Below are 24,960 nucleotides of genomic sequence, written 5' to 3' on the forward strand. Positions count from 1 at the left end.
AGCAACGGGCGCGACGGGGAGCATGACTTATCAGGTCTACCGCTCCACAACAAGTGGTGGACCCTACACGGAGATCGCGTCCAGCATAGCGGCCGCAACGGTCACGCCCACCTACGTGGATGTGTCCGCCACAGCCGGCACAACCTACTACTATGTGGTCACCGCTACCGATACCACCGGACAGAGTGGCTATTCACCAGAGGTTGCCGTCACCACGGCTCCCGTACCCACGTCGGTAAGTGCTGCAGGCGCCAGCGAGGCGGTAACCGTCTACTGGACCGGAACCTACGGGATTAATTACAACGTCTATGCTGCGTCGAACTCCAGCGGCACGTGGACAACCGTGAAGTCGAATATATCGGGAACGACCGGTGCGATGAGTTACACCGATAAAGCAGGGCCTACCGGTCTCGGACTGCAAAGCGGACAGACCTACTACTACGCGGTTGCTGCAGTGACGGGCACCTTCAACCTGAGTGAAACCGATTCCGCGAGCGTCTCAGCCGCGCCCTCTGGCGACCCCCTGGGACCCACTCCGTCCGTAACGTCGATGACGACGAGCGGCGCGACGGCAACTGTGTCTCTTTCCTGGCCCGCTGTTCCCGGCGCTACAGCCTATAACATCGTGCGCAGCACCTCGACGAGCGGTCCCTGGACCTGTCCCGCGTCTAATTGTCTCTTGTCGACTCCACAAAGCGGCACTACGTACGTCGATTCGACTGCGGCATCCGGCACAATTGAGTACTATCAGGTTCTGGCCACAAGTAATGGCGGAACGACCTATGGGGCTTCTCATACCATCGGTGTCTCGACAACCATCACCACCGCCAGCTTTGCGACCACGGGCACGGGCACGAGTAACAAAGCTGCTGCCAGTTGGTCCTTTGATCTGAAGCAGGATGAGTCCAGCAGCAATATCAGTACGTACGTGGCGAACGCTGGCGGAGCAACCATGTTCACCGGCGTCCGCGTATCCTGGTTCCCACAGTATCCGTTGCTCCTGAGCAATACGGCCCTCAATCCTATCGCTCAGTCGCAACTCGATTACGAAGCCTCCAATGCCGCACTCATCGAGCACACCACGGGCACCTTCCTCAATTTCTTTCTCTCACCGAAGACGGGTTCCCTGGATACAGCCTTCTACGACAGCAGCACGCCGCCTGCCATCGATGTAACCAAATGGGTGGATGCGATGCAACTGTCGCGAGACTATTACCAGAACACCTACAGCGCGAATAGCGCGACCATCGCGTACAACGGCATTGAAAACGAACCGGATAATACCGGCTGCCAGTTCACTTCCGCCACGTTCGGCACGATCCTGAACGCGCTCGACGGAAGCTGGGGAAGTGCTGTACAGGAAGGCCCCGACACCTTCCGGGCTGGCGATGGAGCCTTGTGGCTGGGAGCAAGCCCGTCCTCGATCCAGGCTCCCCAACCAATGGGCGGCGGCAGCCTGTGCGAAACGTCATACGTCCCCATCCAGAGTTCAACTCCACTTGCGATTACGAAGGCCTCAACCCACGCCATTGGGGGGACGCCTCTGGCCGATTTCAAGACCTTCCTCACCCAGGCAAGGGACACCGACGGCTTGGCGATCTGGCTGCCGGAAATTCATTCGCTTGCGGAACCCATGGTCGCCCTCAACTACGGGACGGCAAAGGGAATTGCTCGAGCCGTCTGGTGGAATCCCATCACAACGGTCCGCGGCGACTTCATGCAGATCAGCAAGGCCAACAATCAACTCTTCAACGCCATCTCTGCCGACGGATTATTCGCAGTGACGTCCGGCTACTTCAACGGCAACAGTTCCACTCTCGCAGTTTTCCTCGCCAACACCGCTGTGGATCCCACCACCTTCAAGATCCCGGTCTACGAGACCTTCACCCTGAAATGCACCAATCGGACCGTGTACTTCAATGGCAGTTCAACGGCTTCATCCACATACACCATGACGCTGCCTTCTGCGGACAACCAGAACGCCGAATTTGAGATTCCGGTCACCTGGTAAGAACGTCACGAAGCAAGGGAAGACTGCATCTGGAACCCCCCACGGGTTCCAGATGCCTTTCTTTGGAGCAAGCCGGCAGCAGCTATGGCCACGTTGGCGACCTACTGTTTTGCATTCATGGTCGCATCAACGCGTTTGGTGCCTTCCACGCCGAAGCCGATCCATCCGGAGTTGATACTCTCTGCCATCTCTTCGAATGCCCACGTATCCCTTTCGGGTATTCCCATCCCGGCGAGATTGCGAACCCATGCGTCTCGCGGAATAGCCTGCGCTCGCACCTCTTTGCCTAGAACTTCGCCAAACTGCTGAGCAAGGTCATCCGGGCTGACCATTGAACCCAACTCGATCAGGCGGCGTCCAGATCACTCCGTTATTAACAACGTCGCAACTTCAGCCCCGATATCCTCCGATGCGTCCAGGACGTATGGAACTACAGGAATCAAGACTGGGAGTCAAGTTTGAATATGGGCCAATTTGTGTATCGCAACCGCACGAGAAACTAAGAAGTGAAACCTCAGGAGGTCATCGATCTGGTTCTGATCATGGTCGGTCACAGCTGAGAGGCCATGCTGGTCGGCTCCCCGGCGAACCGACCCGATCGCCCACTTTCCGTTGCCCTTGTCGTGGGCTTCCAACAACTTCCTTCGCAGATCATCAGAATACGGTCGCGCCATCTCTTAAATTTCGACCCGCAAACCAACCCCGCAAAGAATCAAACTCTATACGATCGGATATTCCGCTCTAGCCATTCCGTGTAGCGATTCGCAGGGGAAGTTCTGACGAAAGGTCTCGGGTACCTGGCCCGCGCCTTATTTCGAACTTCTGCGGGCAGCAAGAAACATAATGAGTCCGAAGAGCAGCATGACAAGGCCCCAGATGAGATTGATGTTCATGCCTCCAGAACTGGCGTAGATGTCGCTTCCTCGTGTCATGGCGCCATGGACGACCATGATCACACCGAGAATTAGAAAGAGAAGACCGAGCGGCAGGCGAATGTCCAGTCCCATAGGTCGAGTTCCTTTCTGCCGAGCGACTGCTAGGCAAAGATTAGGTTGAGAAAAACGAGGACGGCGATGACGCTGATCGAGAGCACGATGGGACGCTCGTACCAGACCATATGCTTTTCCACGGGCTTTGGCGTAAGCGAGTACACCAGGCCGACGAGCTCATGTTCCGGGCGGGGATTGGTGAAGAGGCTGACGGCGATCGTCACGATGAGATTGACCGAAAAAGCGAAGATCGCTGTCCAGAAGTTCTGTGCCATATCGCTTGGATAAAAGTGGATGGTGTGGATCCAACCTCCGTGGAGGCCGACTGCCGCGTCGGCAGGACGCGTGAGCCCATGGTGGATGAGTGCCGCGCCGGTTCCGCTGAGCAACCCTGCAAACGCGCCATGCCCCGTGGTGCGCCTCCAGAACATGCCAAGCAGAAAGGTAGCAAAGAGCGGGGCGTTCACCATAGAGAAGATGAGCTGCAGGGCATCCATGATGTTGTTGAAGCTCGTGGCCGCATATGCGGCCACGATGGACAAGAGTATGCCCCCGACCGTGGCCATCCGGCCCATCCAGAGGTAGTGCTCGTCGCTCGCTCCCTTGCGGATATAGCTCTGATAGATGTCATAGGTCCACACCGTATTGAAGGCCGTGACGTTGCCAGCCATACCCGACATGAAGCTCGCAAGAAGAGCGGTCAATCCAAGGCCGAGGATCCCTGTCGGGAAGAACTTCAGCAACATCACAGGGATCGCGAGATCGTAGTTATAGACGGGGTTACCGTTGGTGTCGAGCGTGGCTTTGCCGGTGATAGGGTCAATCTTCGGCGGAATGATGCCGTGCGGATGAGCATCGTCGAGCGGCATTGCCTGCTGCGAGAGGGAGGGCGATGCGTTTGCGGCGGCGCCGTGAGAGGTGACGCTGACCGCGATGAGTCCCGGAAGGATGACGAGGAACGGAAAGAACATCTTGGGGATGGACGCGATAATGGGTACGCGCCGCGCAGACTCTTCTGACTCCGCAGCCATGGCGCGTTGGATGACGAGAAAATCCGTGCACCAATACCCGAAAGAGAGCACGAATCCCAGACCCATGACGAGGCCGACGACTTCGACGCCAAGTGAGTTGGTGGAGGCGTGTGTCATTCCTCGCCACGAGTGAGTCATCGTGGCGGGAAGTCGATGCTGAATGCCTTGCCAACCGCCTACATTGCGCAGGCCGATCCAGACGAGAGGAAGGAATCCCGCGACGATGAGGAAAAATTGGAGGACCTCGTTATAAATCGCGCTGGTAAGGCCACCGAGGAAGATATATCCGAGGACAATAACGGCTGACAGCACGATGGACACATGAAAGACCCAATGGTCTGGCACAATTCCATGCAGCAGGCCCAGCGACTGAATCAATAACGCCATGGCGTACATACTGATGCCGGAACTAAAGACAGTCATGATGGCAAAGGAGAACGCGTTGATCGCGCGGGTCTTTTCGTCGTAGCGCATCCGTAGGTATTCCGGCACGGAGCGTGCCTTCGAACCGTAGTAGAAAGGCATCATGAAGAGACCGACAAAGAGCATGGCCGGGATGGCGCCGATCCAATAGAAGTGGCTCGTAATGATGCCGTACTTCGCTCCGGAGGCACCCATGCCGATAACTTCCTGCGCACCGAGGTTCGCGGAGATAAAGGCGAGGCCGCAGACCCATGCAGGGATCGAGCGTCCGGCGAGGAAGAAGTCAGTGCTGGTGCGCATGTATCGCTTGAGGGCGAAGCCAATACCGAGCACAAAGACAAAGTACACCAGCATGATGAGCCAATCGACGAGGGACAGGTGCAAGGTAGACTCCGGGCGAAGCGTGTAGGTCAGGCGAGAAAGCTGTGGTGACGATAATGCTGCAAGGCACTCACTCTCTGTCGGGAATGCGCGCGATGATTGTGAAACAACTTCAGGTTTTTGTCGATCCCGCGGCCATGACTACGGAGGTAGTCAGCGCGAGGATGCCCAGTCCGAAGACGAACATTGATGAACGGGACGCAGACTTCCACTCACCGGTGAGCACACCAACCGCACAGGCAGTCACAACCATGGTGACCTGGTAGATGGCCCATCCAGCGGAATCTCCGAAACGTCCGAGCTGATAGGTGGCGAGGCCGTAGACTCCGACCGCAGTGATCCAGAGCAGACCCATCAGGATGCTGAGGGAGAGATCGGGAGACAACGGCTTGAATCGACTCCATGTTCTGTGACGCGCGAGCAGATAGAGCGAATATCCGGCATTTGGTATGAGTCCTCCCGCCAGCGCGATTGGCCACACTGCGAGGACAGCGAAAGCGGGTGCCGCTCCATTTCGCAATGCCGCTTGCGCCAGGGGGTGGCCGAATGAGAGCGACAGGTTGAGCATCGACGAAAGTACACCCGCGATGACGGCGATCAGGAGCCCAGCGCCGTAGGAGGTCGACTGTTCCGTAGCCGTTGGAGCTTCACGCAGCCTGCCAGCCCATCCTGAAAGGACGACGCCTAGCACCATGAGGGCACAAGCCGTAAAGAGCATGATCGTGCTCTTGCTGGAAACGTTGGATTCGTGGTGAGCGAAGAAGGGAATCAGCGTCCCGAATATGGTGCCGAGTCCCACGATGAGCGTGAAGCCGAGAGCCATCCCGAGACGAACGACAGCGAGCCCAAACAGCACCTGTGCGACACCCCAACCCATTCCGAGTAGAAACGGTGGAAGAAGTGCGGAGGGGTTTGTAGAGAGATAGATCGCTGGCCAATGCGGCAGTGCGATCCAAGCCGAGAGACAGGGCACAACCGCGAGCGAAACGATACTGAAAACAAGCCAGGAGCACTCCCACGGCCACCTGCGAATTCGCCGGAGCGGAAGCATGCAGTTTCCGACCAGCAGCCCGCCTGTGAGTGCTAGTCCAATACCCAGCATGTTCGATGTCATAGCAGGTCCGCGCTGCTTCCCGGTTCCTGCGGAGTCTGGTAGCGACCATCGCGCAAGTTCGCAGGATGAACGAAGTGAGATGAGAGATGCGGAATGCATTCAAGAAACTCTTCTGGATGGCCTATGGCGATCCTGTTGAAGAGGACGAGATGCTGGTGGATCTGCCCCATATCGCCGACGTGGGGAATGACGGGCACGCCAAACTTCTTCGCGAGGAGGCTGACCGTGATGAACTCGCTGATGCCACCGAGGCGAGTGCAGTCCGGTTGCAGGAATCGAACGCAATCCGCCTGCAGATAATTCTTGGAGATCACACGGTTCGGCACGTGTTCGCCCAATGCGATGGCAAGCGGAGCAATGGCCTTTGCGAGAGTTTGATGGGCAAAAATATCATCCGGGTGAGTTGGCTCTTCGATCCACAGGGGCCGAAATGCCCTGAGCTCCTCGCAAGCCGTCAGCGCCTGGGGGAGATTCCACTGTTGATTGGCATCGAACATGATCGTGGCATTCTCGCCCGCCGCCCTGCGGAGACTATGCGCTCGCGAGAGGTCATATTTCAGTGGGCCTCCTACCTTTAGCTTGAACGCTCCAAAGCCGTTATCGAGGCTGCGCTTGATGTTCTGTTCCAGCTGCGTGGCGTCGTACTGATACCAGCCCACACTGGTGTCATATCCCGGATAGCCGGTTGTGAGGATGCTCTCTCTGTCACTGCGTGCTGGAAGTTCTGCTTCCAGCACGCGGAGAGCTTCAGCACGGTCGAGTACGTCCTCCAAATAGCTTAGGTCGAGAAGCTGCACTACTTCGGTTGGGGAAAGTGTCAGGAGGAGCTTCCAAAGTGGGACATCGCGAGACTTTGCCCACAGATCAAAGCAGGCATTCGTGATGGATGCGAGCGCAAGATGGACCACACCTTTGTGTGGACCCAGCCAGCGAAGCTGCACGTCATCGGCGAGCTTGCGGAAGGTGGATCCGAAGTCAGCCATCAACTCTTCAATGTCTCGTCCGACCAGCTGCTGGCCCAGCAATTCGATCGCGCGGCACACCATATCATTGCCTCTGCCCATGGTCAGGACAAGCCCTGTACCGCTGAGGCCCGAATCAAGTCGGATGAGAGTTACGGCGAACGAGTAGACGGGGTCGGAATGCACGGCGTCCGAACCCGCGCCTGCATTCAGCTTGAACCGACGGTCCTGCGTTGAAACATTTGTGATCGTCATTGAAAAGATCCATGGTGGATGCGACGGTTCACCGTCGGCATGCGGGGTTGTGGGGCGCCAGAAAGTGTTAGGTTCCCGCCTGCTTTCTGGTCAGCTTCTGCGTTCGATCGATGCCGAGCCGCGGTTACATGCCGCAATGGAAATTACGGGTATTGGGCGTGTCCGCAAAGTATGCACTGATGTGGTTCGGACGAGGTCAATTGCAACTATGAGGTACCTCGCCGACGCTTCGGTGCCGGGCCTGTTGACTCCCGTACGACGAGACTTGTCTTTACGGTGTAGTGCTTTCCCCTCGAGTGAGGCGTGCTCTTCAACTGCTCGAGGGCGTAGAAAAACACAGAGGCCAGTTCAGGTCTAGGCAGTCGTAAGGTCGTAAGAGGAGGATGAACGATCTCGCTCAACTCGATATCGTCGAATCCAACGATTGATAGATCGGTTGGAATCGAGACGCCCAACTTCATGGCTGCTCGCATGCCACCAATAGCCGATAGATCATTTGCTGCCAGGACCGCGGTCGGCCTATCTTTGAGCGAAAGCAACTCCGTCATAGCGTTCATGCCGCCAGCGCTTCGGTAGTTACCTACCTTGATGAACTCGGGCCGCGTCTCCAGGCCGACCCTCTGTAGCGCGTGCATGAAGGCGTCGATGCGGTGGTCTGAAATTGTGAGACCCTCGACACCACCGATATAGCCAATCTTCTTGTGGCCGAGCCCTTTTAGGTGCTGCAAAGCTTGGTCCATTCCACTTCTATTGTCGATGCTCACATCGCTGAGTCCTCTCCCGATGTGTCCGCGGTCCATGGTGACGAGCGGAACGCGGTTGTGGATGAGGTCTTCAAAGGATTGAGTCTCGATTTCGGACGCGAGGAGCGCGACTCCATCTACCTTGCGCATCAACATGCGGCGAATACACTGCTGCATCCGGCTGGAGTCGAATTCTGTCGTGGCCATGAGCATGTCTTTGTCATTTCCGACGAGAATTCCTTCAAAGTTCTTGATGAACTCGGGAAAAAACGGATTGGTGATATCCGGAATCACAACGCCGTAGGTGTCGCTTCTGCCGTACTTCAATGTGGTCGCGCTATTGTTAGGAAAAAACTTAGCTTCCTCGATGACCTTACGTACGCGTTCCACGGTTTCCGGGCGTACGAGACTTGAGCCATTGATCACGCGAGACACAGTAGCGCTCGATACCCCCGCTAGCTTGGCGATCCCACGCATGTCCATCTAGCTGTTGTTCTCCTTCCTTCTGAATCGTGTGCGAGAGGGGCCAAGCTTCGCGAGAGCGCCGGGCGAACGAATCGACGGTACCGGATTCTCCGCAGAGACGGGGCCTATGGCTTAGAAAATCTATGTACACGTATACACCAAGTGCATCTGATTTTGCTCGGTCCCGTCGTTGTATGGCAAACGATGTGGGAACCGCTGAGTGTCTGGCTACGAGCACTGTTCGAAACACCGCAAACAGAGGTGTGTTCAGGACGCCCGCCGTGCTGCGTGCGGCAAGAGCCCGCTGGATCAGTACGAAATCCGTGCACCAGTAACCGGAGACGATCCCGGCAACCTCGAGAGCTCCGCAGTTGGCTGCTGCAAAGGCGATGGTTGTGACGGCGGTTGGCAGAGTCCGCGCAGCGTGAAAGAAGTCGGTAGTGGAATGTGCCTTGCGGCGGAAGAGCCAACCGACGAGGATCGTGATAGCGAAGTAACCTCCGAGAATGGCAGGGGCTAGTGAGTTGGGCTGGAACGATTGCAAGTGCCGTCGGACCTGGGGATGAGTGGTCTGCGGTAGCGAAGCGGGGGAGGGTCTGTCTGAAAGAAGTGTGGAGGCATCTCCACACCGAGGGTGTGGCGATGCTCGTTGGAGGGCCAGGTGTGGTGCTATGATCCGCAGACGGTTGACAATCGCATGGCCGCTCCCATAGATTTTCGTGCAACGTGTATACGTATACATATCGCAAGAAGCCAATAGCAAATCGGAATGGCAGATTGCGGTGCGTGGAGCGCGACTGAGGTGCAAACCTTGATCCGTGAACGGTGCCGGTATCAATAAGAATCGACCGAGGATATTTCATGAGGAATGGCGAAGGCGTGCAGCGAATTGTAGAGCTCACTGCTGCAATGGGGTTTGCCGTAACTGCGTGCATCGCACCCGCGACGGCGGCCTCACAATCGGAGGTGAGGCTCCCTCAAGCCGATATAGCAATTCACAACGATCTGCTATCGATTCGCTACGATCGCCGCGCGGGCTCCATGGATGTCATCTGGCGCAACGGGCAAAAGCTGCTCGGCCTTACCAGCGCAGCGCAACTCGAAGATGGACGGGCAATTTCCACTTCCATGTATACAGCGCACGAACTGGAGAAGCTGCAGACACTCTCAAACTCTCCCGGTGGGCACGAATATACGATTCGCAGCACGGCTGCCGGCCTGCCTACAATTCTTCAGCACATATGGATCCGCGATGGACGCCCCGAAATTGCGATCGACGCGGAACTGGTCGCGCAGACCGGGACCGTAGGCACGCGGCATTTCGATGCGGTGGTAGTGCATGGCCAGGACAGCGTGTTGATTGAAGGAAGCAAGCAGGTTCGTGTGCTCCATGTACCCTTCGACAACGACATGTGGTTCCGCTTTAACAGCGTGGACGTTGCGAGCCTAGGGCCACGGGAAACGTTTACCAGTGAGGAGGTGACGGCGATCTATGACAATGAGAGCCGACATGCTTTGATTCTGGGCTCCGTGACGCACAACGTATGGAAGACTGCCATTGAGGCGCATGCGACGGATGGGCGGATCAGCGATCTCGATATCTACGGCGGCATTTCCTCTCCGACTGGTGTTCGGACCGATACGCACGATACGGTTCCCCATGGCATCGTACGTGGGGTGCATGTTGTCTCGCCGCGCATCTTCATCGGCTCTTTCTCCGACTGGCGCGATGGCTTGGAAGCCTACGGTGCTGCAAACGCCGCGATTCACCCACCTTTGAAGTGGGTCGCGGGTGCGCCAACGGGCTGGAACAGCTGGGCAGCCTACGGAGACAAGATCGACGATAAGCGATATCTGGGCTCGGCAGCTTTCCTGCGCGACAAGCTGGTTCCGCTGGGTTTTGGTAACCACAAAGTCGTGTACATCAATCTCGACGCGTTCTGGTCGAAGCTGGATGCAGTTCAGTTGAGCGACGCCGTCGCCACCATCAAAGCAATGCATGGTCCGGACGGAACTCGATTTGAACCAGGTATCTACTGGACTCCTTTTGCGTACTGGTCGGATGACCTCGATGCCTATGTGGAAGGCACGAATATGAAGTACCGATATCGCGACATCCTCTTGAAGGCGCCGGATGGATCGGTATTGCCGAAGGTGGATGGCGGTCTGGCGATAGACCCATCGCACCCTGGAGCCAAGGCGCGCGCTTCCTATTTTCTTCAGCAGTTTCAGAAGCTGGGCTTTCAATACTTGAAGATCGATTTTCTGTCCCATGGTGCGTTGGAGGGAGTCCACTATGACCCCGCGATTCAGACCGGGATCGAGGCATACAACATGGGCATGCAGCAGGTCATCGATGAAACGGGGAACCGCATGTTCCTGAGCCTGTCGATCGCACCGCTCTTTCCCTCGGGATATGGACATGCGAGACGGCTTTCCTGCGACACGAAGGGCCATATGAGCGGGGGCGATCAATCCACGGAATACATGCTGAACTCGCTCACCTATGGGTGGTGGACAAGTAAGAGTCTCTACATCACCGACCCGGATCATGTTGTGCTTGGGGAGAAGGCTGATCTCGGCGCACGCAGCGTGGTGGAAGGCAAGAGCCGTCTGCTCTCTGCGATCATCAGTGGCGGCATGATGCTCGACAGCAGTCCACTGGCGGATGATGCGCAGGCGCGGCAACTCGCGGAAGCGGTCTATAGCAATCGCTCCTGGCTGTCAGTCGCGGCAGAGGGCAAGACCTTCCGTCCGGTTGAAGGTGATACCGGGGATAAGGCGACGGCAGTCTTCGTTTGCCCTTCGGACCATGGTGCGTATCTTGCCGTGTTCAATTACGACGAGAAGGAGCAGCGGACGTTTGCGATTCCAGTGGGCCGCATCGACAGCAAGCTAGAGGCTTCTTCATCCATCCGAGTGATTGACGTGGCATCTGGAGACGAGCTAACTGCGCCGCGTGCCGACTTGAACGTGAAACTGGCGCCATCGGCGTCGACGCTTCTAGAACTGCGCTGGAAATAGAAAACGCGTGTTATCGACGGAGAATTGAATATGAGAACGACACGACGCGAGTTCGCCATAGGCTCGGCGGCGCTTGCACTTTCGCCGCCGTGGCTGAAGGTTGCTGCAGGGGAGCCAGGGACAGCGAAGACTGAGCTTTGGTTCTCCAGGCCGGCGGCCCGCTGGATGGAGGCTGTGCCTGTAGGCAATGGCCGAATTGGGGGGATGATTTACGGTGGCGCTTCCATCGAACGCATCGACCTGACGGAATCAACAGTATGGTCGGGTGCACCGAGCGACCATGACGTCAACCCGACTGCTCTTGCGAATCTCGGTCGTATCCGTGAACTGATGTTCGCGGGAAAGTATGTTGAAGGCGCGGCGCTCTGTGAGCAGCATCTGCTGGGTCGGCCAAGCTCCTTTGGAACGAACCTGCCGATGGCTGCGCTGGAAATGGCGTTCGACGGAGATGCCTCCGAGGAGGGTTATCGTCGCTCGCTTGATCTTGATGATGCGATAGCTCATGCCGACTACACACGCAATGGGTGTGGATTCCATCGAGAGGTCTTTTCTTCCAACCCTGATGATGTTCTTATCGTTCGACAAAGTGCTGAGCGGCCGAAGTCGGTTAGCTTCACGGTCTCCTTTGCGAAGTTGTCGATCCCGGGAGTCGTGACGTTGCGTGGCCACGATACCCTTGTGCTGCGGGCAAATGCTTTTGAACGCCTGCACAGCGACGGCAAGCAAGGCGTTGCCGTTGAAGCGTGGATTCGTCTGCTGGCGGAGGGCGGGCAGATAAGTGCGCAGGGCTCCACCTTGCGTGTGGAGGCCGCAGACAGTGTTACGTTGCATGTCGCCGTGGCGACAGACTTTCGCGGCACCGATCCGGCGGCGAGATGTTCGCAGCTCCTGGAGCGTAGCGGACGCAAGTCCTTCGCGCAACTTCGACGAGCGCACATAGAAGATCACCAATCGTTGTTTCGCCGGGTAGCGATTGACCTTGGACACAGTCCCGCCGCGGAGAGGAAGCCTACCGATGAGCGACGAAAGTCTGTTCAGGCTGGCGAGAAGGACCCGGGACTCTCAGCACTCTTCTTCCAGTACGGACGATATCTGACCATTGCCGGTTCACGTGTCAATTCGCCGCTGCCGCTTGCCTTGCAGGGAATCTGGAACGACGGGCTCGCTTCCAGCATGGGGTGGACGGACGACTTTCATCTCGACATCAACACGCAGCAGAACTATTGGGTGGCAGAAGTCGGCAATCTCTCCGAGTGCCAGTCGCCTCTGTTTGATTTTGTCGACGGTCTCCGGGTTGCAGGCAGGTCGACAGCTCGGACGATGTATGGAGCTCCGGGCTGGGTCGCCCATGTGGTGACGAACCCGTGGGGATACACAGCTCCCGGTTGGGGGCTTGGGTGGGGCATGTTTCCGACCGGAGGCGTCTGGCTCGCACTTCAGCTATGGGAGCACTATCGATTCACGGGAGACACGCAGTTCCTCAGGGAGCGCCTCTATCCGGTATACAAAGAGGCGGCCGACTTCTTCTTGGCGTATATGGTCGAGCATCCGGTGCATGGATGGCTGGTGACCGGGCCGGGTGACTCTCCGGAGAATACATTTCTTACTCCTGACGGAAGGCGCTGCTCCGAGTCCATGGGGCCTACGTGTGATCGCGTACTTGTCTTCGCGCTGCTGAATGCCTGCATCGAGACTTGTACGACGCTTGGCATCGACGAGGAGCTTCGTGTAAGAGCGAAGACCGCGCTGGATCGCTTACCACCGCTGCAGATAGGGAAGCATGGGCAGGTGCAGGAGTGGCTTGAGGATTTTGAAGAAGCTGAACCTGGCCATCGACACACATGTCATCTCATTGCTCTTTATCCAGAGCACCAGATCGCGCCTGTTACAACCCCTGCTCTCGCTAAGGCCGCGAGGGTTACGATTGAGCGCCGTATCCATCAACCAAACTGGGAAGACTCAGAATGGAGCCGGGCAAATCTGGTGAACTACTTTGCCCGCCTGCTGGACGGAGATTCGGCGCATGAGCATCTCACCGGTCTGCTCTCGAAGGCGGCTGAGGATTCTCTCTTGACATACTCACGGGGTGGAGTCGCCGGAGCGGAGGGAAATATCTTCTCCCTGGATGGGAACACAGCAGGTGCGGCGGGTGTCGCCGAGATGTTGCTGCAATCGCAGGCTGGAGAGATTCATCTTCTGCCAGCGCTTCCGTCGGCATGGCCTCGTGGGAGTGTGCGCGGCTTGTGTGCGCGGGGCGGTGTCGAGGTCTCGCTGTCCTGGGCCAATGGGAAGCTCACCCGTGTCGCCCTGAAGGGCAGGCGGAGTGGAACGCACAAGGTGCGCTACGATGATGGCGTCACGCACTGCACGCTATTGCCAGGCCGTGAGGTTGAGCTGCATCCTTCGCTGTTTCATATCGGCTGATGGCGTGGATCGAAAGGAGTCATCACATGAAGTCGTCTCTCACCAAATTCACGATGCTCGCTCTCCTGGCATCAGGCCTGCTGGCGTCGCGAGCGCTCGGTCAACAAGCGTCCGCAAAACCGGAAGAAGTGGAGTGGACGTGGGAGGTCCGTCCGGGGCATGTCAACGCCAGCCTCCCAAATGTGCTTCTGGTGGGCGACTCCATCACGCGCAATTATTACCCCGAAGTTCAGCGTGAGCTGGTTGATGAAGCGAACGTCTATCTGTTCGCAGCATCGACCAGTGTGGGAGATCCACGGCTCCGTCACGAACTCCTGGAGTTCGCATCAATGGAGCGGGTCCCGTTTCGAGTCGTGCATTTCAATAACGGCATGCACGGCTGGACGTACACAGAAGACGAGTATCGCGCCGCATTTCCGGGCTACCTTCGCGCACTGCATAAGGTCGCACCGAAGGCCACATTTCTGTGGGGGTCGATCACGCCGGTGAAGGCGGAAGACAAGCCGGGTCCGACCAATGCGCGCATCGAAGAGCGGAACAAGATCGCATTGTCGTTTGTGAGACCTGCTGGTATCGCGGTTGACGACCAATACCAGCTGATGACACATCATGGGGATCAGTATGCGGACCATGTGCATTTCAACGCTGCGGGGGCTGTCATTCAAGGGCAGCAGGCAACACAGTTGATTCGTGCGGCTCTTGTTAGGAAGTAGCGCCGGGCTCCTGGGTTACATGAGTAAAGTAGGTAGATTGGTTCGCTTCGATGCTATTTCGTCGAGCCCGCACAGTCGCGTCTTCTTGCACTTGCAGCCTCCGTGTGGCTTTCTGCAGCTCGCGACAAAGCCCTTCCTTCATGCCTGAAATATGAGTTTGACAGATGAGTTGCGACGTGAGTAGTATTTCGCTCTGCAATTGTATACGTATACATATTCGTTGTTCATCGTGAATTCAGAGCGAGTCGGTAATCCAGTCCGCACCAATCCTCGGGTCGTCGAAGAGGCGGATTGGAGCTCTCCGGGGAGAGCCTGTCCGCCACTGAACCTGCCGGTAGCTTTATCCGGCCCGATGGGGACTTGTTCCTGCGTCATGTTATGGAGGCTCTACTCATGCATTACCGAACACTCTGCTTAGCATCCGGGATCCTGCTGTCGGCTTCTTCGCTCACGGCCCAGGAATTCACGGGTCACGTCGCTGACCCGAGTCACGCAGCCGTGCCGAAGGCCACGATCACGATCCACAACCAGCTGACCAATGTGGATGTCACCACGTCAACGACCCACACCGGTGATTACACCGTGCCGTACCTCAAGCCGGGACTCTACACGGTCAGTGTGGAGGCGGACGGGTTCCAGAAGCAGAACAAGACCGACATCACGCTCGAGGTTGATAAGACCGCGACAATCAACTTCACTCTGAAGATCGGCTCGACTGCGGAGGAGGTCACCGTGACTGCCGATGCTTTGCTAGACAGGGGCAAGGCCGACGTGGGCGAGGTGGTCGAGAACCAGCGCATCACGGAGTTGCCACTGAATGCTGGTGATCCCAGCACGTTGGCCCAGCTAAGTGCGGGTGTTGCCTGGTATGGATCCAAGCAGTACACGCGGCCGTTTGACCAGACGCAAGGAGCGTTGTCCATCAACGGCGGTGGTGAAGGGAACTCGGTGCTGATGCTGGATGGCGTCTCGAACGAGTCCCCGCAGGGCAACGCTCAGGTGGCGTACATCCCGCCCATCCAGGCCGTGCAGGAGTTCAAGATCATCACCAACCCTTACGACGCGCAGTTTGGTCGCGGTCAGGGTGGGGTGATCGATATGACCTTGAAGTCGGGCGGCAACAAGGTGCATGGATCGGTCTATGAGTACTATCGGCGGTCATGGTTGGACGCCAACGCCTGGTCAAACGACTACTACGGCCTCAACAAGAGCGCACACAAGGTAGACCAGTATGGAGCAGAACTGGACGGGCCCATCCTCATTCCGAAGCTCTACAACGGTCGCGATCGCGCCTTCTTTGTCCTGCAGTATGAAAACTTCGACGAGACCGAACCAAACCTGATCACGACCTCTGTACCTGATCCCGCATGGCTCAAGGGCGACTTCAGCAAGCTCACCTACGTCGGGCAGGGTCCGGAGTTGATCTACGATCCGCTGACTGTCACCCAGAATCCCACCTCAGGCTTGTATACCCGCAGCCAATTTCCCGGGAACATCATACCGGCAAACCGGATTAGTCCGACTGCCGCGAAGATCCTTTCCTACTACCCGGCTCCGAACTTCACCCCGCCAGCCAGCCAGAATCCATACTCGGGCAATTACGTGGTGTCGCTACCCATTCACGAGATCTATCGCAATCTACTCGGCAAGGTGGACTACAACCTCACGTCTCGCGATCGCTTTACGCTTCGCTTCGGTTACTGGGAGCGCCGCGGCGCATGGAACACCAACGGGCTGTCGGGTCCCGTAGCCGATGTATGGCCCAACGGATCACGCAACGAGACTTATGCGATGGAAGAAGTCCACACCTTTACCCCAAACCTGGTGCTGGACTTTAAGGCTGTGGTGACCACCTTCGTTCAGATCAACCTGGGTGGAGCGCAAGGTTTTGATCAGACCACGTTGGGATTTCCTGCGAGCCTGGTGTCTCAGTACAACGGCTTCAACAACTACTTTCCCAGCATTGGCCTGAGCGGATATGCGCAGCTGGGTAACTCGGGGGGCAACATCAGCCCTGCCCACTCCCTGGCTATGCTGCCCACGCTGACATGGATCAAGGGCCGCCATAGCATCCACGGTGGTGCAGACGTTCGCTTCCTTCAGCAGACAACGCACCAGGTGTCGGGTGGCGCGAGCTTCAGCACTGGCCCATCGTGGACGCAGAATGCCTATGGCTACCAGGCATCCAACATCCAGTCCGGCAACTCGATCGCGTCTTTCCTCCTCGGTACTCCGGATTCCGGCGGCGTGAGCATCAACTCCACCACCTATTGGTCGCAGCATTACTATGCCCCGTTCCTGCAGGACGATTGGAAGCTGACCAATAAGCTGACGCTCAATCTCGGACTCCGTTGGGATCTGAATGGCCCACAGTCTGAGCGGCACAATCGCGGCAACTACGAATTCGACACGACCACGCTCAATCCGGTGAATTCGCAGGTCAATCACAATCTGTTGCCTACGGGTGAGCAGATCCTCGGAGGGATGACGTTTCTAGGAGTCAACGGCAATCCCCGTTCATTCATTCCCATGATCAAGACCAACGTCCAGCCGCGCGTTGGGTTCGCGTATTCGCTGTTCAACAACACAGTGATCCGGGGTGGCTACGGCATCATGTACCGCAATCCGATCCCTGGCGATAACAACCTGGGATTCTCCGCAAACACGCAATTTGTGGGGACCTTCGATAACGGCATCCACCAAAATGGCACGACGATCGACAACCCATTTCCGGGCGGCATCATTCAGCCCACAGGATCATCTCTGGGACTCGAGACGGGACTCGGGCAAAGCACCTGGTTTATCAACCCACACTATAAGACTCCGCGATTCGAACTGTACTCGCTTGGCTTCGAGCAGCAGTTCCTCAAGCACGATCTGATCAACGTCACGTACTCGGGAAGCCGCAGCACGCGGCAGGACAGTTCAGACAACATCAACCACGTCAGCACGGCAATCTTGGAGCTCTGCAATCCGGAGCTGGGCGGTCACCCGGAGTCCTGCAATGCGCAAGTCTCCAATCCCTTCTTCGATGTGCCGGCGTTCCAGGGAAGCAGCTATTACAGCTCTGCCTTTATCTCGTTCAGCGCTTTCACTCGTGCGAATCCAGCGTTCAGCGATGTCACTGAGTATCAATTGAACGAAGGACGTTCCTGGTACAACTCGCTGCAGGTCACAGGTACACACAGGATGAGCGACAACCTCACCTTCCATGGCACGTGGACCTACTCGAAGACCATGGACTCGGGCGGTTTCGCCGATGGCAACTACCGTATCCTGTCGCGAACCATCGACGGCAACGACGTCACCCACCGCGTTACTCTTTCGGGTGTCTACATGCTTCCGTTCGGCCACAAACGTCGCTTCTTGGCCGATAGCAACCGGCTGGTTGACGCTGTTCTCGGTGGCTGGGAACTTGCCTCCCTCTACATCTATGAGACGGGTCATCCGTGGAGCTTCGGCGGCATGGACTACCTGCACAACGCAGGTGTGAAGCGATACGTGGATCCGAGGGTTCCGGGAGCGATCCGCGGCGTGCAGCCGTGTGTCGGCGAATGGAACGAGCAGTCCTACAACAGCTGGACGATCGTGCCGTACCAGGTGACGCAGAACCTATGCCGTAATGCGGCTGGGGTGACAGACTACGATTTCGTTTCGCAAGCGCCTTATGGTCCGCAGCCGAACATCATTTACTCGGGAATTCGTATCCCGAACTTCTATCAGATTGACGCGAATCTATCGAAGAACTTCCATCCGACAGACCGCTTCACCGTGCAGCTGCGCCTGGAGGGCTTCAACGTTCCGAACCATCCAGCTTTCCAGCAGGGATATGATGGCAACCCATCCGACCCGCAGTTTGGAACGATCCTGCGCCAGAATGGGCAGTCGAACGTGCCCCGTCAAGTACAGCTAGCCGCCAAGGTGATCTGGTAAGTCCCGTGCGTGTGCCTCAGAGTCACGCGCGCCTTAACCAATGAGGAGGTCTTATGCATCACTCGAATAGAAAATGGTTGACGTTGATTGGTTGGCAACTGCTGGCATTGGTGGCGATGATTCACCTCAGCGGTTGCTCCGGGGGTGGTACCAAACCCCTCATCGTTACAGGTCTAACACCGTCCACGGTCCCCGCAACCGGCGGCCAGGTCATCTTTATAGGCAACAACTTTGGCCCTGACGACAAGGTAACGATCGGCGGCGTTGCAGCCACGGCAAACTACGGCGGCGAAACGCTGCTGACGGCAATCGCGCCAGCCAGTAGTACCCCGGGCGCTGTAGATGTGGTGGTGAGCAGCCCGATCAATGGTACGGTTACGCTCTCGAAGGCGCTGACCTACCTGGCAACGCCGACTGCGCCCGCGGTGTCGAATGCCCCGACCTGCACGGGGACGGTATGCATCTACCAGGCGGAGAACGTGCAGAGCACCTTGACGGGGAATGCGGACATTACAAGCTGCAGTGGCTGCTCAGCAGGTCTGAAGGTCGGAAACCTGGGCGGCCCGAGCTTTGTAACCATCAACGATATCTATGCGCCTGCGACGGGAACATACGACGTTACGATCTATGGAGTGGATGGCGACGGGTCGGGCAGCTATAGGACCATGACTGCCGCCGTGAATGGAGGATCGACACAGTCGGTCCAAATCAGTGGCGATAACTGGAACGCGACCTCTGCTCCGCAGACGATTCAAGTGCAGCTGACCAAAGGAAGCAATAACTCAATCCAGTTCGGTAACGCCAATGACTACGCTCCAGATCTGGACTACATCGTAGTCAGCCCGAACACGCTGGCGGCGGCCACGCCGTGTACCAGCGCAATCTGCGTGTACCACGGCGAAAGCGCCAGCAATACCTTGTTCGGCAACGGTCAGGTAGCTGGATGCAGCGGTTGCTCAGAAGGCTACAAGATCGTCGGGCTTGACAATGGCTATGGAGGTGTAATCGTCAATAACGTCTATGCCCCCGTCGCCGGAACATATAACGTCACGGTGTACGGAGTCGACGGCGATGCCCCTGGCTATCGGACGATGAGCGTCGCTGTGAACGGTGGAACTCCGGCGTCGATCAACATCAGCAATAACAACTGGAATGCGACGGCGCCGGGCGTATCGCTGCAGCTGCCGCTGAACCAGGGCAATAACTCGATCACAATCAGCAGTTTCCTTTATGACTACGGACCAGGCTTCGACTACCTCGTCGTGAGCCCGCAACCGCAGCTCACGGCTATCGGCAGTGGCCCTGTCCAGATCAACTATGACCTGAACACAGGCCTGGCGTCGTTCGTTTACAGCGGCTCAACCATCATCTCCAACTTCTACAGCCAGGTGATGCTAGGCGGCGCCTCCGTGACGAGCACCTCCGGTAGCTACACGCGCAAGATCAGCGCCGGCTCCAATAGTGAGACCGACGTGACACTGACAGCTTCCGACGGCACACCGACCATGGTGCAGCGCTTCATCATCGTCAACAGCAACTACCTGCTGATGCAGGTGGAGCTGTTGGGCGCGAATGGGGCTATCCTCAGCAGCAACTCGATGGCGCCCATCATGACCACCAAGCCGGGCTCGATCAAGTTGCCCACCGTGTCTGACCCGCGCTTCCTGCTGGTGCCGTTCGACAACGACAGCTTCCGTACCTACAACGACGCCTCTGTGTACAACAGTCTGGAAAATGCAGCCAGTTATGAGGTTGGCGTCTTCCACGACGGCGGCACGCGCAACGGCCTCGTACTCGGATCGGTGACCCACGACACCTGGAAGACGGGGATCATCGCCAACTCAGCCTATGGCAACTACGCGCTCGATACCCTCGATGTGGTGGGCGGCTTTGCCGGACCTGAGGATCAGTTGCCGCATGGCTCGGTCACCGGCAACACGATCGCTTCGCCGACAATCATGGTGGGCTTCTATAGCGACTGGCGCGATGGCCTTGAGGCGTTTGCCAATGCCAACGCGCAAGTCGTTCCGATGCTCAGTTGGAACAACCCCGCACCGATGGGATGGAGCAGCTGGGGCCATGTCCAAACGGCGATGTCGGAGACCACTGCGGTCGCCGATGCTGACTACTTCCATCAGAAGCTTCCTAACTTCAACAACCAGGGCGTGAGCTACATGAATCTCGACGCCAATGGGGGCTTCATCGACACGGCCAGTAGGGATTTCATCACGACGGCACATAATCAGGGCCAGAAGGCCGGTATCTACTGGGTGCCTTGGGCATACTATGGCACCGATATGACCCAGACCGTCGAGGGCACCAAGTACACCTACGGCGACATCGTGATGCGTGATCAGCACGGCAATCCGCTGAGGACGATCGATGGCGCTTATGCCGTCGACCCCACGCATCCGGGTACGAAGCAGCGCATCGACTTCTATTACCTTCAATTCAGCACAAACGGCTTTGACTCCATCAAGTTTGACTTCCTGAGTCATGGCATCGTTGAAGGCGGCTCCAACAATGGCGCTTTCTACGATCCTGCAGTGCATACCGGAGTCCAGGCATACAACGAAGGCATGAGCTATCTGTCGAAAAAGTTTGGAGCGACGATGTATATGGATGAGTCGATCTCTCCGATCTTCCCGTACCAGTATGCGCATGCCCGACGTGTTTCCTGCGATACCTTCGGCGGGATCGGCAGCCCCACCGTCAACAGCGGTGGCACAACCTCCTACGAGATGAACTCAGCCACCTATGGCTGGTGGCTTGCGGGCCGGTTGTATAACTTCAACGATCCAGATCAGATCGTATTGGAGGGCTTCACAAGCAACGAAAACAAGAGCCGCGTTACCTCGACGGCGATCCAGGGTTACATGATCGATGGAGACGACCTCACCGATTCCGTGGCCCCGGGACTTGCGCAGAAGTGGCTGACCAATGGCAATATCAATGGTCTGGCTGCGCTCAAGCTGAACTTCCGTCCAGTGGACGGAAGCACGGCGCAGAATCCCACTTCGGTGCTTGTAGCTCAGGCAGGTGGCGTCTACTATATCGCCGTCTTCAACTACGACGGCTCCAATCCGCTCGTGGAGAATATCGATCTGGCGCATGCTGGATTGAATGGTTCCGCAAAGTACACGGTCACGGATCTGTGGACGGGCGCAACTTCGAGTACCACCGGGAGCCTATCCGTAAACCTGAGCGCAGCAGAAAGCACGATCTATAAACTGCAGTAACTCGATGCGGCTGGCACAGCAAGTCGCTGTGCCAGCTCTTCCTCCTGGATAGTCTGCTCTTTTCATGCATCCGTGATGAGCGGAGGATTACTCTGCCCCTAAAACAGTTGCGCGGTCCCTCTTCCTTAGGCTTCTCTTCTAGTAATTGCAAGGTTCGCAAGTTGTCGTCGACAAAATGCTGGTGAGTTCATCCTTTGGGCTACGCAGTCCAGCTTCTCGAGGAGCGCTCGTGATTCCATAGGACGCCAGCTCAGCAGAAACGGTGATTGCACATCGTCCTGTATCTGCGAGTAGCTGTGGTCGAGGGTGTCACTTGTTTCTACACGCCATTCACTATCTTGCGGGTTTGCACTGGGGTGTCGAAAATCAACGCCTGTTTGGTGAGAATGCCGTCAACCTCGGTTGTCTGCAGAAGCCGTGTGAACAGAAGGCACCTATCTTATTTTGACTGGCGGGCGGTCGGCTATGAACATGCGAGACATTGCGAAACTTGCGGGCGTCTCCAGCGCGACTGTGTCTAATGTCATCAACGGATCGAAGGTTGTCAGGCCAGCTACTGCGGCACGGGTACGTGAAGTGATCCAAGAGGTGCGATTTGTTCCCAATGGCAGCGCAACCACGCTGAGGTATGGGCGGAGCCGCACGTATGGCTTGATTATTCCTGACATCAGGAACCCCTTCTTTCCCGAGGTGATCCGCAGCTTTGAAGCCATCCTCGTGGAGCGAAATCAGGACATGCTGATGGCGACCACGGACTTCCATTACTCGCAGATGCAGCAGACGATCCGCCGTATGTTGATCCGCCAGGTCGATGGCGTGGCGCTGCTGGCGGCGGAGATCGAGACGGAACCAATCGAAGCTCTGATTCACCATCGTGTCCCGCTGGTGACGATGGACAGACGGGTAACCGGACGTGGGCTGAGCGATGTCTCCATCGACTACGCGGGCGGCATGCGTTCCGCAATACAACACCTGAAGAAACTCCGTCATAGAAAAGTCGCGTATATTGGCCGGTCGCCGGCCCCCGCGACCTTCGACCATCGTGTCGAGGCCTTCAAAATGGCCGTGTCAGAGGGAGGGTTGAAGGTCCGGCCGGAGTTCATTCGGATCGGCAACGATCGGATCTCCGGAGGAGAAACCGGGATGGAAGAGATCCTGCAGCTCAAGGAACAGCCTACGGCAATTCTTTGCGCGAATGACCTCACGGCAATCGGTGCCTTGCGCGTCATTCGGCGGCACGGACTCAGTGCGCCCGAGGACTACTCTGTCGTTGGCTTCGATGACATCGATCTGGCCGATATCATCTTTCCTCCTCTGACAACGATTCGGCTGTCTCGCCCCGAGCTCGCCGCGACGTTCTATGAAGCGCTTACCAGCTTCGGCACGGATCCACACAGAGTAGGGAAGCAATACACCGTAGGTACGTCGCTGGTGGTGCGAAGTTCTACAGGTGCGCCGCGCGTGAGCAAGCGTTAGAAACCTTTGCAGTCCAGGGCAAGTGTCTTTCTAACTCCCCTCAGCGCCGCCACTGGAGCTCAGGACATACACGAGCGGGCTTAGAACGTTGGTGAGTCGATGCCACATAATGGAGCGTGGTGGACTGATGGAGCATTTCCTCTTCCGCCTGTTGCATCCATAGGGAGTGAGTCCCGTGAGCGCCGTTGCTCTCCCGGGTTTACGGTATGCCGCTAGCAACCCCGGGATATTCCGGGGCAGTCGTGGTCAGTATTCGAACCCTGTTCCTGGCGTGACGCTAGATGGATGGAGGCTATATCTCGTGTGCCAATCACTGGCACAAATATCGGTCTCGGCACGGGTCTCGCGCTGCCCGGAAACCACTTGATGTACAGGGGGGCGAGTCCCACTTCAACATGGTTTTACCAGCATTCGGCCAACCGCAACCTTTCTTCCGTCTAGAGGGTGAGTTCTAGGAGGGGCCGAAGCGCGCAAAGATATTCCTGACGCACCATCAGATGGTACTCATAGCGCGATCTCTCTGTATGCCGAGCTGCGCTTCAGTGGACACCAGCTGCTTCGAGCCGAAGTTGCCTGGGGGCTGCATGCTCGAAGCAGAGTTAGCCGAATCGATCGATGTGAGATCTCCTCGTTCGAGGTTGGTCTGCGTATCCCGTCGGGGGTTCATCGAAAATGCGGGCGCAATCTGAACAGTCGATCTTCCTGATACCTAGTACCATCTTGTCGGAGGAAGAAGCAGTGGCTCTTGACAACGGAACGTATCGGCGCGAAGGACCTTCCCTTGCGGAGTGCCATCTCCAGATGGAGCGCATCCTGCAATCAGAGGTGTTCCGCAATGCCAATACGCTGCAGCAACTCTGTCGATTCCTGATGACGCGCGCCTTGGATGGCGGGAGCGAGCCGCTCAAGGAGTACACGATTGGGGTTGAGGCTTTTGGCCAGATGCAGGATTTTGATCCGAAGACGGACACGATCGTCCGGGTCCAGACGCACAGACTCCGTCAAAAGCTAAAGGCGTACTACGACGGGGAGGGGCGCAGCGACCACATCTTCGTCGAGATTCCCAAAGGGCATTATCTTCCTCGCTTCGAAGCAGCGCATGAGGGGGACAAGCTATCGGAGATCGAGGCGCCGGTCACGAGCGAGGCGTCGGTCACACCTTCCGTGGGAGCGCCACAGGCTTATCACGAGGGCTTGAACCCGAGGAAGTCCCCGCATCGACTTGTTGCAGGAGGGGTGGTCGCATTGGCTGCGGTCTTTGCGGCTGGTTGGTGGCTAGGCGGGCATCGGCCCGATCCCAATCCTGATATTGCATCTGCGAGATCCATGCAGGCATTTGCCGCCGGCCAGGACCCTGTGAAGGCGTTCTGGGCGAGCTTCGCCGGGGACGATCCCACTCCAGTCATTGCCTATCCAGATGCGGTATTTCTGCTGGATAACTCGAACGATCTCTTCCGCTATCGTCAAGGCGCGAGCGACGATCGCGGGGCGCTTGTCGATTTGCATCTGGCTCGCCAATTTGCGAGCAATCCCGAACTGATCGCCCGGGCTGGGGAGCTCTATTACGAAAATGGGTACACCGGTGCGGGTGAGTTGCAGGCAGTCGCGATGCTGGCCAACCTGTTCGGACAGATGGGCCTAGCTGTGAGTTTGCATCAGGTTATTGTCTTTTCAGGGAGATTTTCTGATGCGATCTCATCCTTTGGCTCGGACGACGTTTGCGATTCGGAAGCAGCTGGCGAAGGCGGTTGTGGCTGGGCGGTTGAGCTTGAGCGAG

At 57.3% G+C, this 24,960-nt stretch carries 13 protein-coding genes and 1 pseudogene; 8 read left to right on the forward strand and 6 right to left on the reverse strand.

Annotated features, from left to right (window positions below; all coding sequences use genetic code 11):
* Positions 1-22: 22 nt before the first annotated feature.
* Positions 23-2,011 (forward strand): fibronectin type III domain-containing protein, encoded by a 1,989-nt coding sequence (locus C4S68_RS17995; protein ID WP_103934470.1) that lies wholly within the window; start codon positions 23-25, stop codon positions 2,009-2,011.
* Between the two features lie 101 nt (positions 2,012-2,112).
* Here C4S68_RS17995 and C4S68_RS18000 read toward each other — a convergent pair whose 3' ends face one another.
* From C4S68_RS18000 to C4S68_RS18030, 6 genes are all read right to left on the reverse strand, one after another.
* Positions 2,113-2,343 (reverse strand): Rossmann-fold NAD(P)-binding domain-containing protein, encoded by a 231-nt coding sequence (locus C4S68_RS18000; protein WP_103934471.1) that lies wholly within the window; start codon positions 2,341-2,343, stop codon positions 2,113-2,115.
* Between the two features lie 477 nt (positions 2,344-2,820).
* Positions 2,821-3,018, reverse strand: a complete 198-nt coding sequence (locus C4S68_RS18010; protein WP_103934473.1) for a hypothetical protein — start codon at positions 3,016-3,018, stop codon at positions 2,821-2,823.
* A gap of 29 nt (positions 3,019-3,047) precedes the next feature.
* Entirely contained in the window at positions 3,048-4,808 is a 1,761-nt protein-coding gene (locus C4S68_RS18015; protein WP_103934525.1) for a sodium:solute symporter family protein, read from the reverse strand.
* Between the two features lie 139 nt (positions 4,809-4,947).
* The gene (locus C4S68_RS18020; protein ID WP_103934474.1) at positions 4,948-6,048 is read right to left on the reverse strand and encodes an L-rhamnose/proton symporter RhaT; all 1,101 of its coding nucleotides are present in this window, start codon (positions 6,046-6,048) and stop codon (positions 4,948-4,950) included.
* Entirely contained in the window at positions 5,946-7,097 is a 1,152-nt protein-coding gene (locus C4S68_RS18025) for an enolase C-terminal domain-like protein (protein WP_235011689.1), read from the reverse strand. The genes C4S68_RS18020 and C4S68_RS18025 overlap by 103 nt, the downstream gene beginning before the upstream one ends.
* 275 nt (positions 7,098-7,372) lie before the next feature.
* Positions 7,373-8,392: a LacI family DNA-binding transcriptional regulator gene (locus C4S68_RS18030; RefSeq protein WP_103934476.1), complete on the reverse strand. Its 1,020-nt coding sequence runs from the start codon at positions 8,390-8,392 to the stop codon at positions 7,373-7,375.
* Positions 8,393-9,235: 843 nt separating this feature from the next.
* On the opposite strand from C4S68_RS18030, the gene C4S68_RS18035 reads away from it, so the two are divergent.
* The 7 genes and pseudogenes from C4S68_RS18035 to C4S68_RS18065 form a co-directional block, all read left to right on the forward strand.
* A complete protein-coding gene (locus C4S68_RS18035; RefSeq protein ID WP_103934477.1) occupies positions 9,236-11,398 on the forward strand; it encodes an alpha-galactosidase in 2,163 nt (720 codons plus the stop codon).
* Between the two features lie 30 nt (positions 11,399-11,428).
* On the forward strand, positions 11,429-13,822 hold the full coding sequence (locus C4S68_RS18040; RefSeq protein ID WP_103934478.1) for a glycosyl hydrolase family 95 catalytic domain-containing protein: 2,394 nt from the start codon (positions 11,429-11,431) through the stop codon (positions 13,820-13,822).
* Positions 13,823-13,848: 26 nt separating this feature from the next.
* Entirely contained in the window at positions 13,849-14,535 is a 687-nt protein-coding gene (locus C4S68_RS18045) for an SGNH/GDSL hydrolase family protein (protein WP_103934479.1), read from the forward strand.
* Positions 14,536-14,928: 393 nt separating this feature from the next.
* A complete protein-coding gene (locus tag C4S68_RS18050) occupies positions 14,929-18,468 on the forward strand; it encodes a TonB-dependent receptor (RefSeq protein WP_160115222.1) in 3,540 nt (1,179 codons plus the stop codon).
* A gap of 53 nt (positions 18,469-18,521) precedes the next feature.
* Entirely contained in the window at positions 18,522-21,707 is a 3,186-nt protein-coding gene (locus C4S68_RS18055; RefSeq protein WP_146072212.1) for a hypothetical protein, read from the forward strand.
* Positions 21,708-22,178: 471 nt separating this feature from the next.
* The gene (locus tag C4S68_RS18060) at positions 22,179-23,183 is read left to right on the forward strand and encodes a LacI family DNA-binding transcriptional regulator (protein WP_268807297.1); all 1,005 of its coding nucleotides are present in this window, start codon (positions 22,179-22,181) and stop codon (positions 23,181-23,183) included.
* Between the two features lie 801 nt (positions 23,184-23,984).
* Positions 23,985-24,960 (forward strand): annotated as a pseudogene (locus C4S68_RS18065) (hypothetical protein); the annotation flags it as partial.

The organism is Bryocella elongata, from assembly GCF_900108185.1.
GTDB lineage: Bacteria > Acidobacteriota > Terriglobia > Terriglobales > Acidobacteriaceae > Granulicella > Granulicella elongata.

Excerpts from the sequence above, each read along its gene's own strand:
- C4S68_RS17995 (WP_103934470.1), top strand. The coding sequence starts at position 23 with ATGACTTATCAGGTCTACCGCTCCACAACAAGTGGTGGACCCTACACG.
- C4S68_RS18000 (WP_103934471.1), bottom strand. The coding sequence starts at position 2,343 with ATGGTCAGCCCGGATGACCTTGCTCAGCAGTTTGGCGAAGTTCTAGGC.
- C4S68_RS18010 (WP_103934473.1), bottom strand. The coding sequence starts at position 3,018 with ATGGGACTGGACATTCGCCTGCCGCTCGGTCTTCTCTTTCTAATTCTC.
- C4S68_RS18015 (WP_103934525.1), bottom strand. The coding sequence starts at position 4,808 with ATGCTGGTGTACTTTGTCTTTGTGCTCGGTATTGGCTTCGCCCTCAAG.
- C4S68_RS18020 (WP_103934474.1), bottom strand. The coding sequence starts at position 6,048 with ATGCATTCCGCATCTCTCATCTCACTTCGTTCATCCTGCGAACTTGCG.
- C4S68_RS18030 (WP_103934476.1), bottom strand. The coding sequence starts at position 8,392 with ATGGACATGCGTGGGATCGCCAAGCTAGCGGGGGTATCGAGCGCTACT.
- C4S68_RS18035 (WP_103934477.1), top strand. The coding sequence starts at position 9,236 with ATGAGGAATGGCGAAGGCGTGCAGCGAATTGTAGAGCTCACTGCTGCA.
- C4S68_RS18040 (WP_103934478.1), top strand. The coding sequence starts at position 11,429 with ATGAGAACGACACGACGCGAGTTCGCCATAGGCTCGGCGGCGCTTGCA.
- C4S68_RS18045 (WP_103934479.1), top strand. The coding sequence starts at position 13,849 with ATGAAGTCGTCTCTCACCAAATTCACGATGCTCGCTCTCCTGGCATCA.
- C4S68_RS18050 (WP_160115222.1), top strand. The coding sequence starts at position 14,929 with ATGCATTACCGAACACTCTGCTTAGCATCCGGGATCCTGCTGTCGGCT.
- C4S68_RS18055 (WP_146072212.1), top strand. The coding sequence starts at position 18,522 with ATGCATCACTCGAATAGAAAATGGTTGACGTTGATTGGTTGGCAACTG.
- C4S68_RS18060 (WP_268807297.1), top strand. The coding sequence starts at position 22,179 with ATGCGAGACATTGCGAAACTTGCGGGCGTCTCCAGCGCGACTGTGTCT.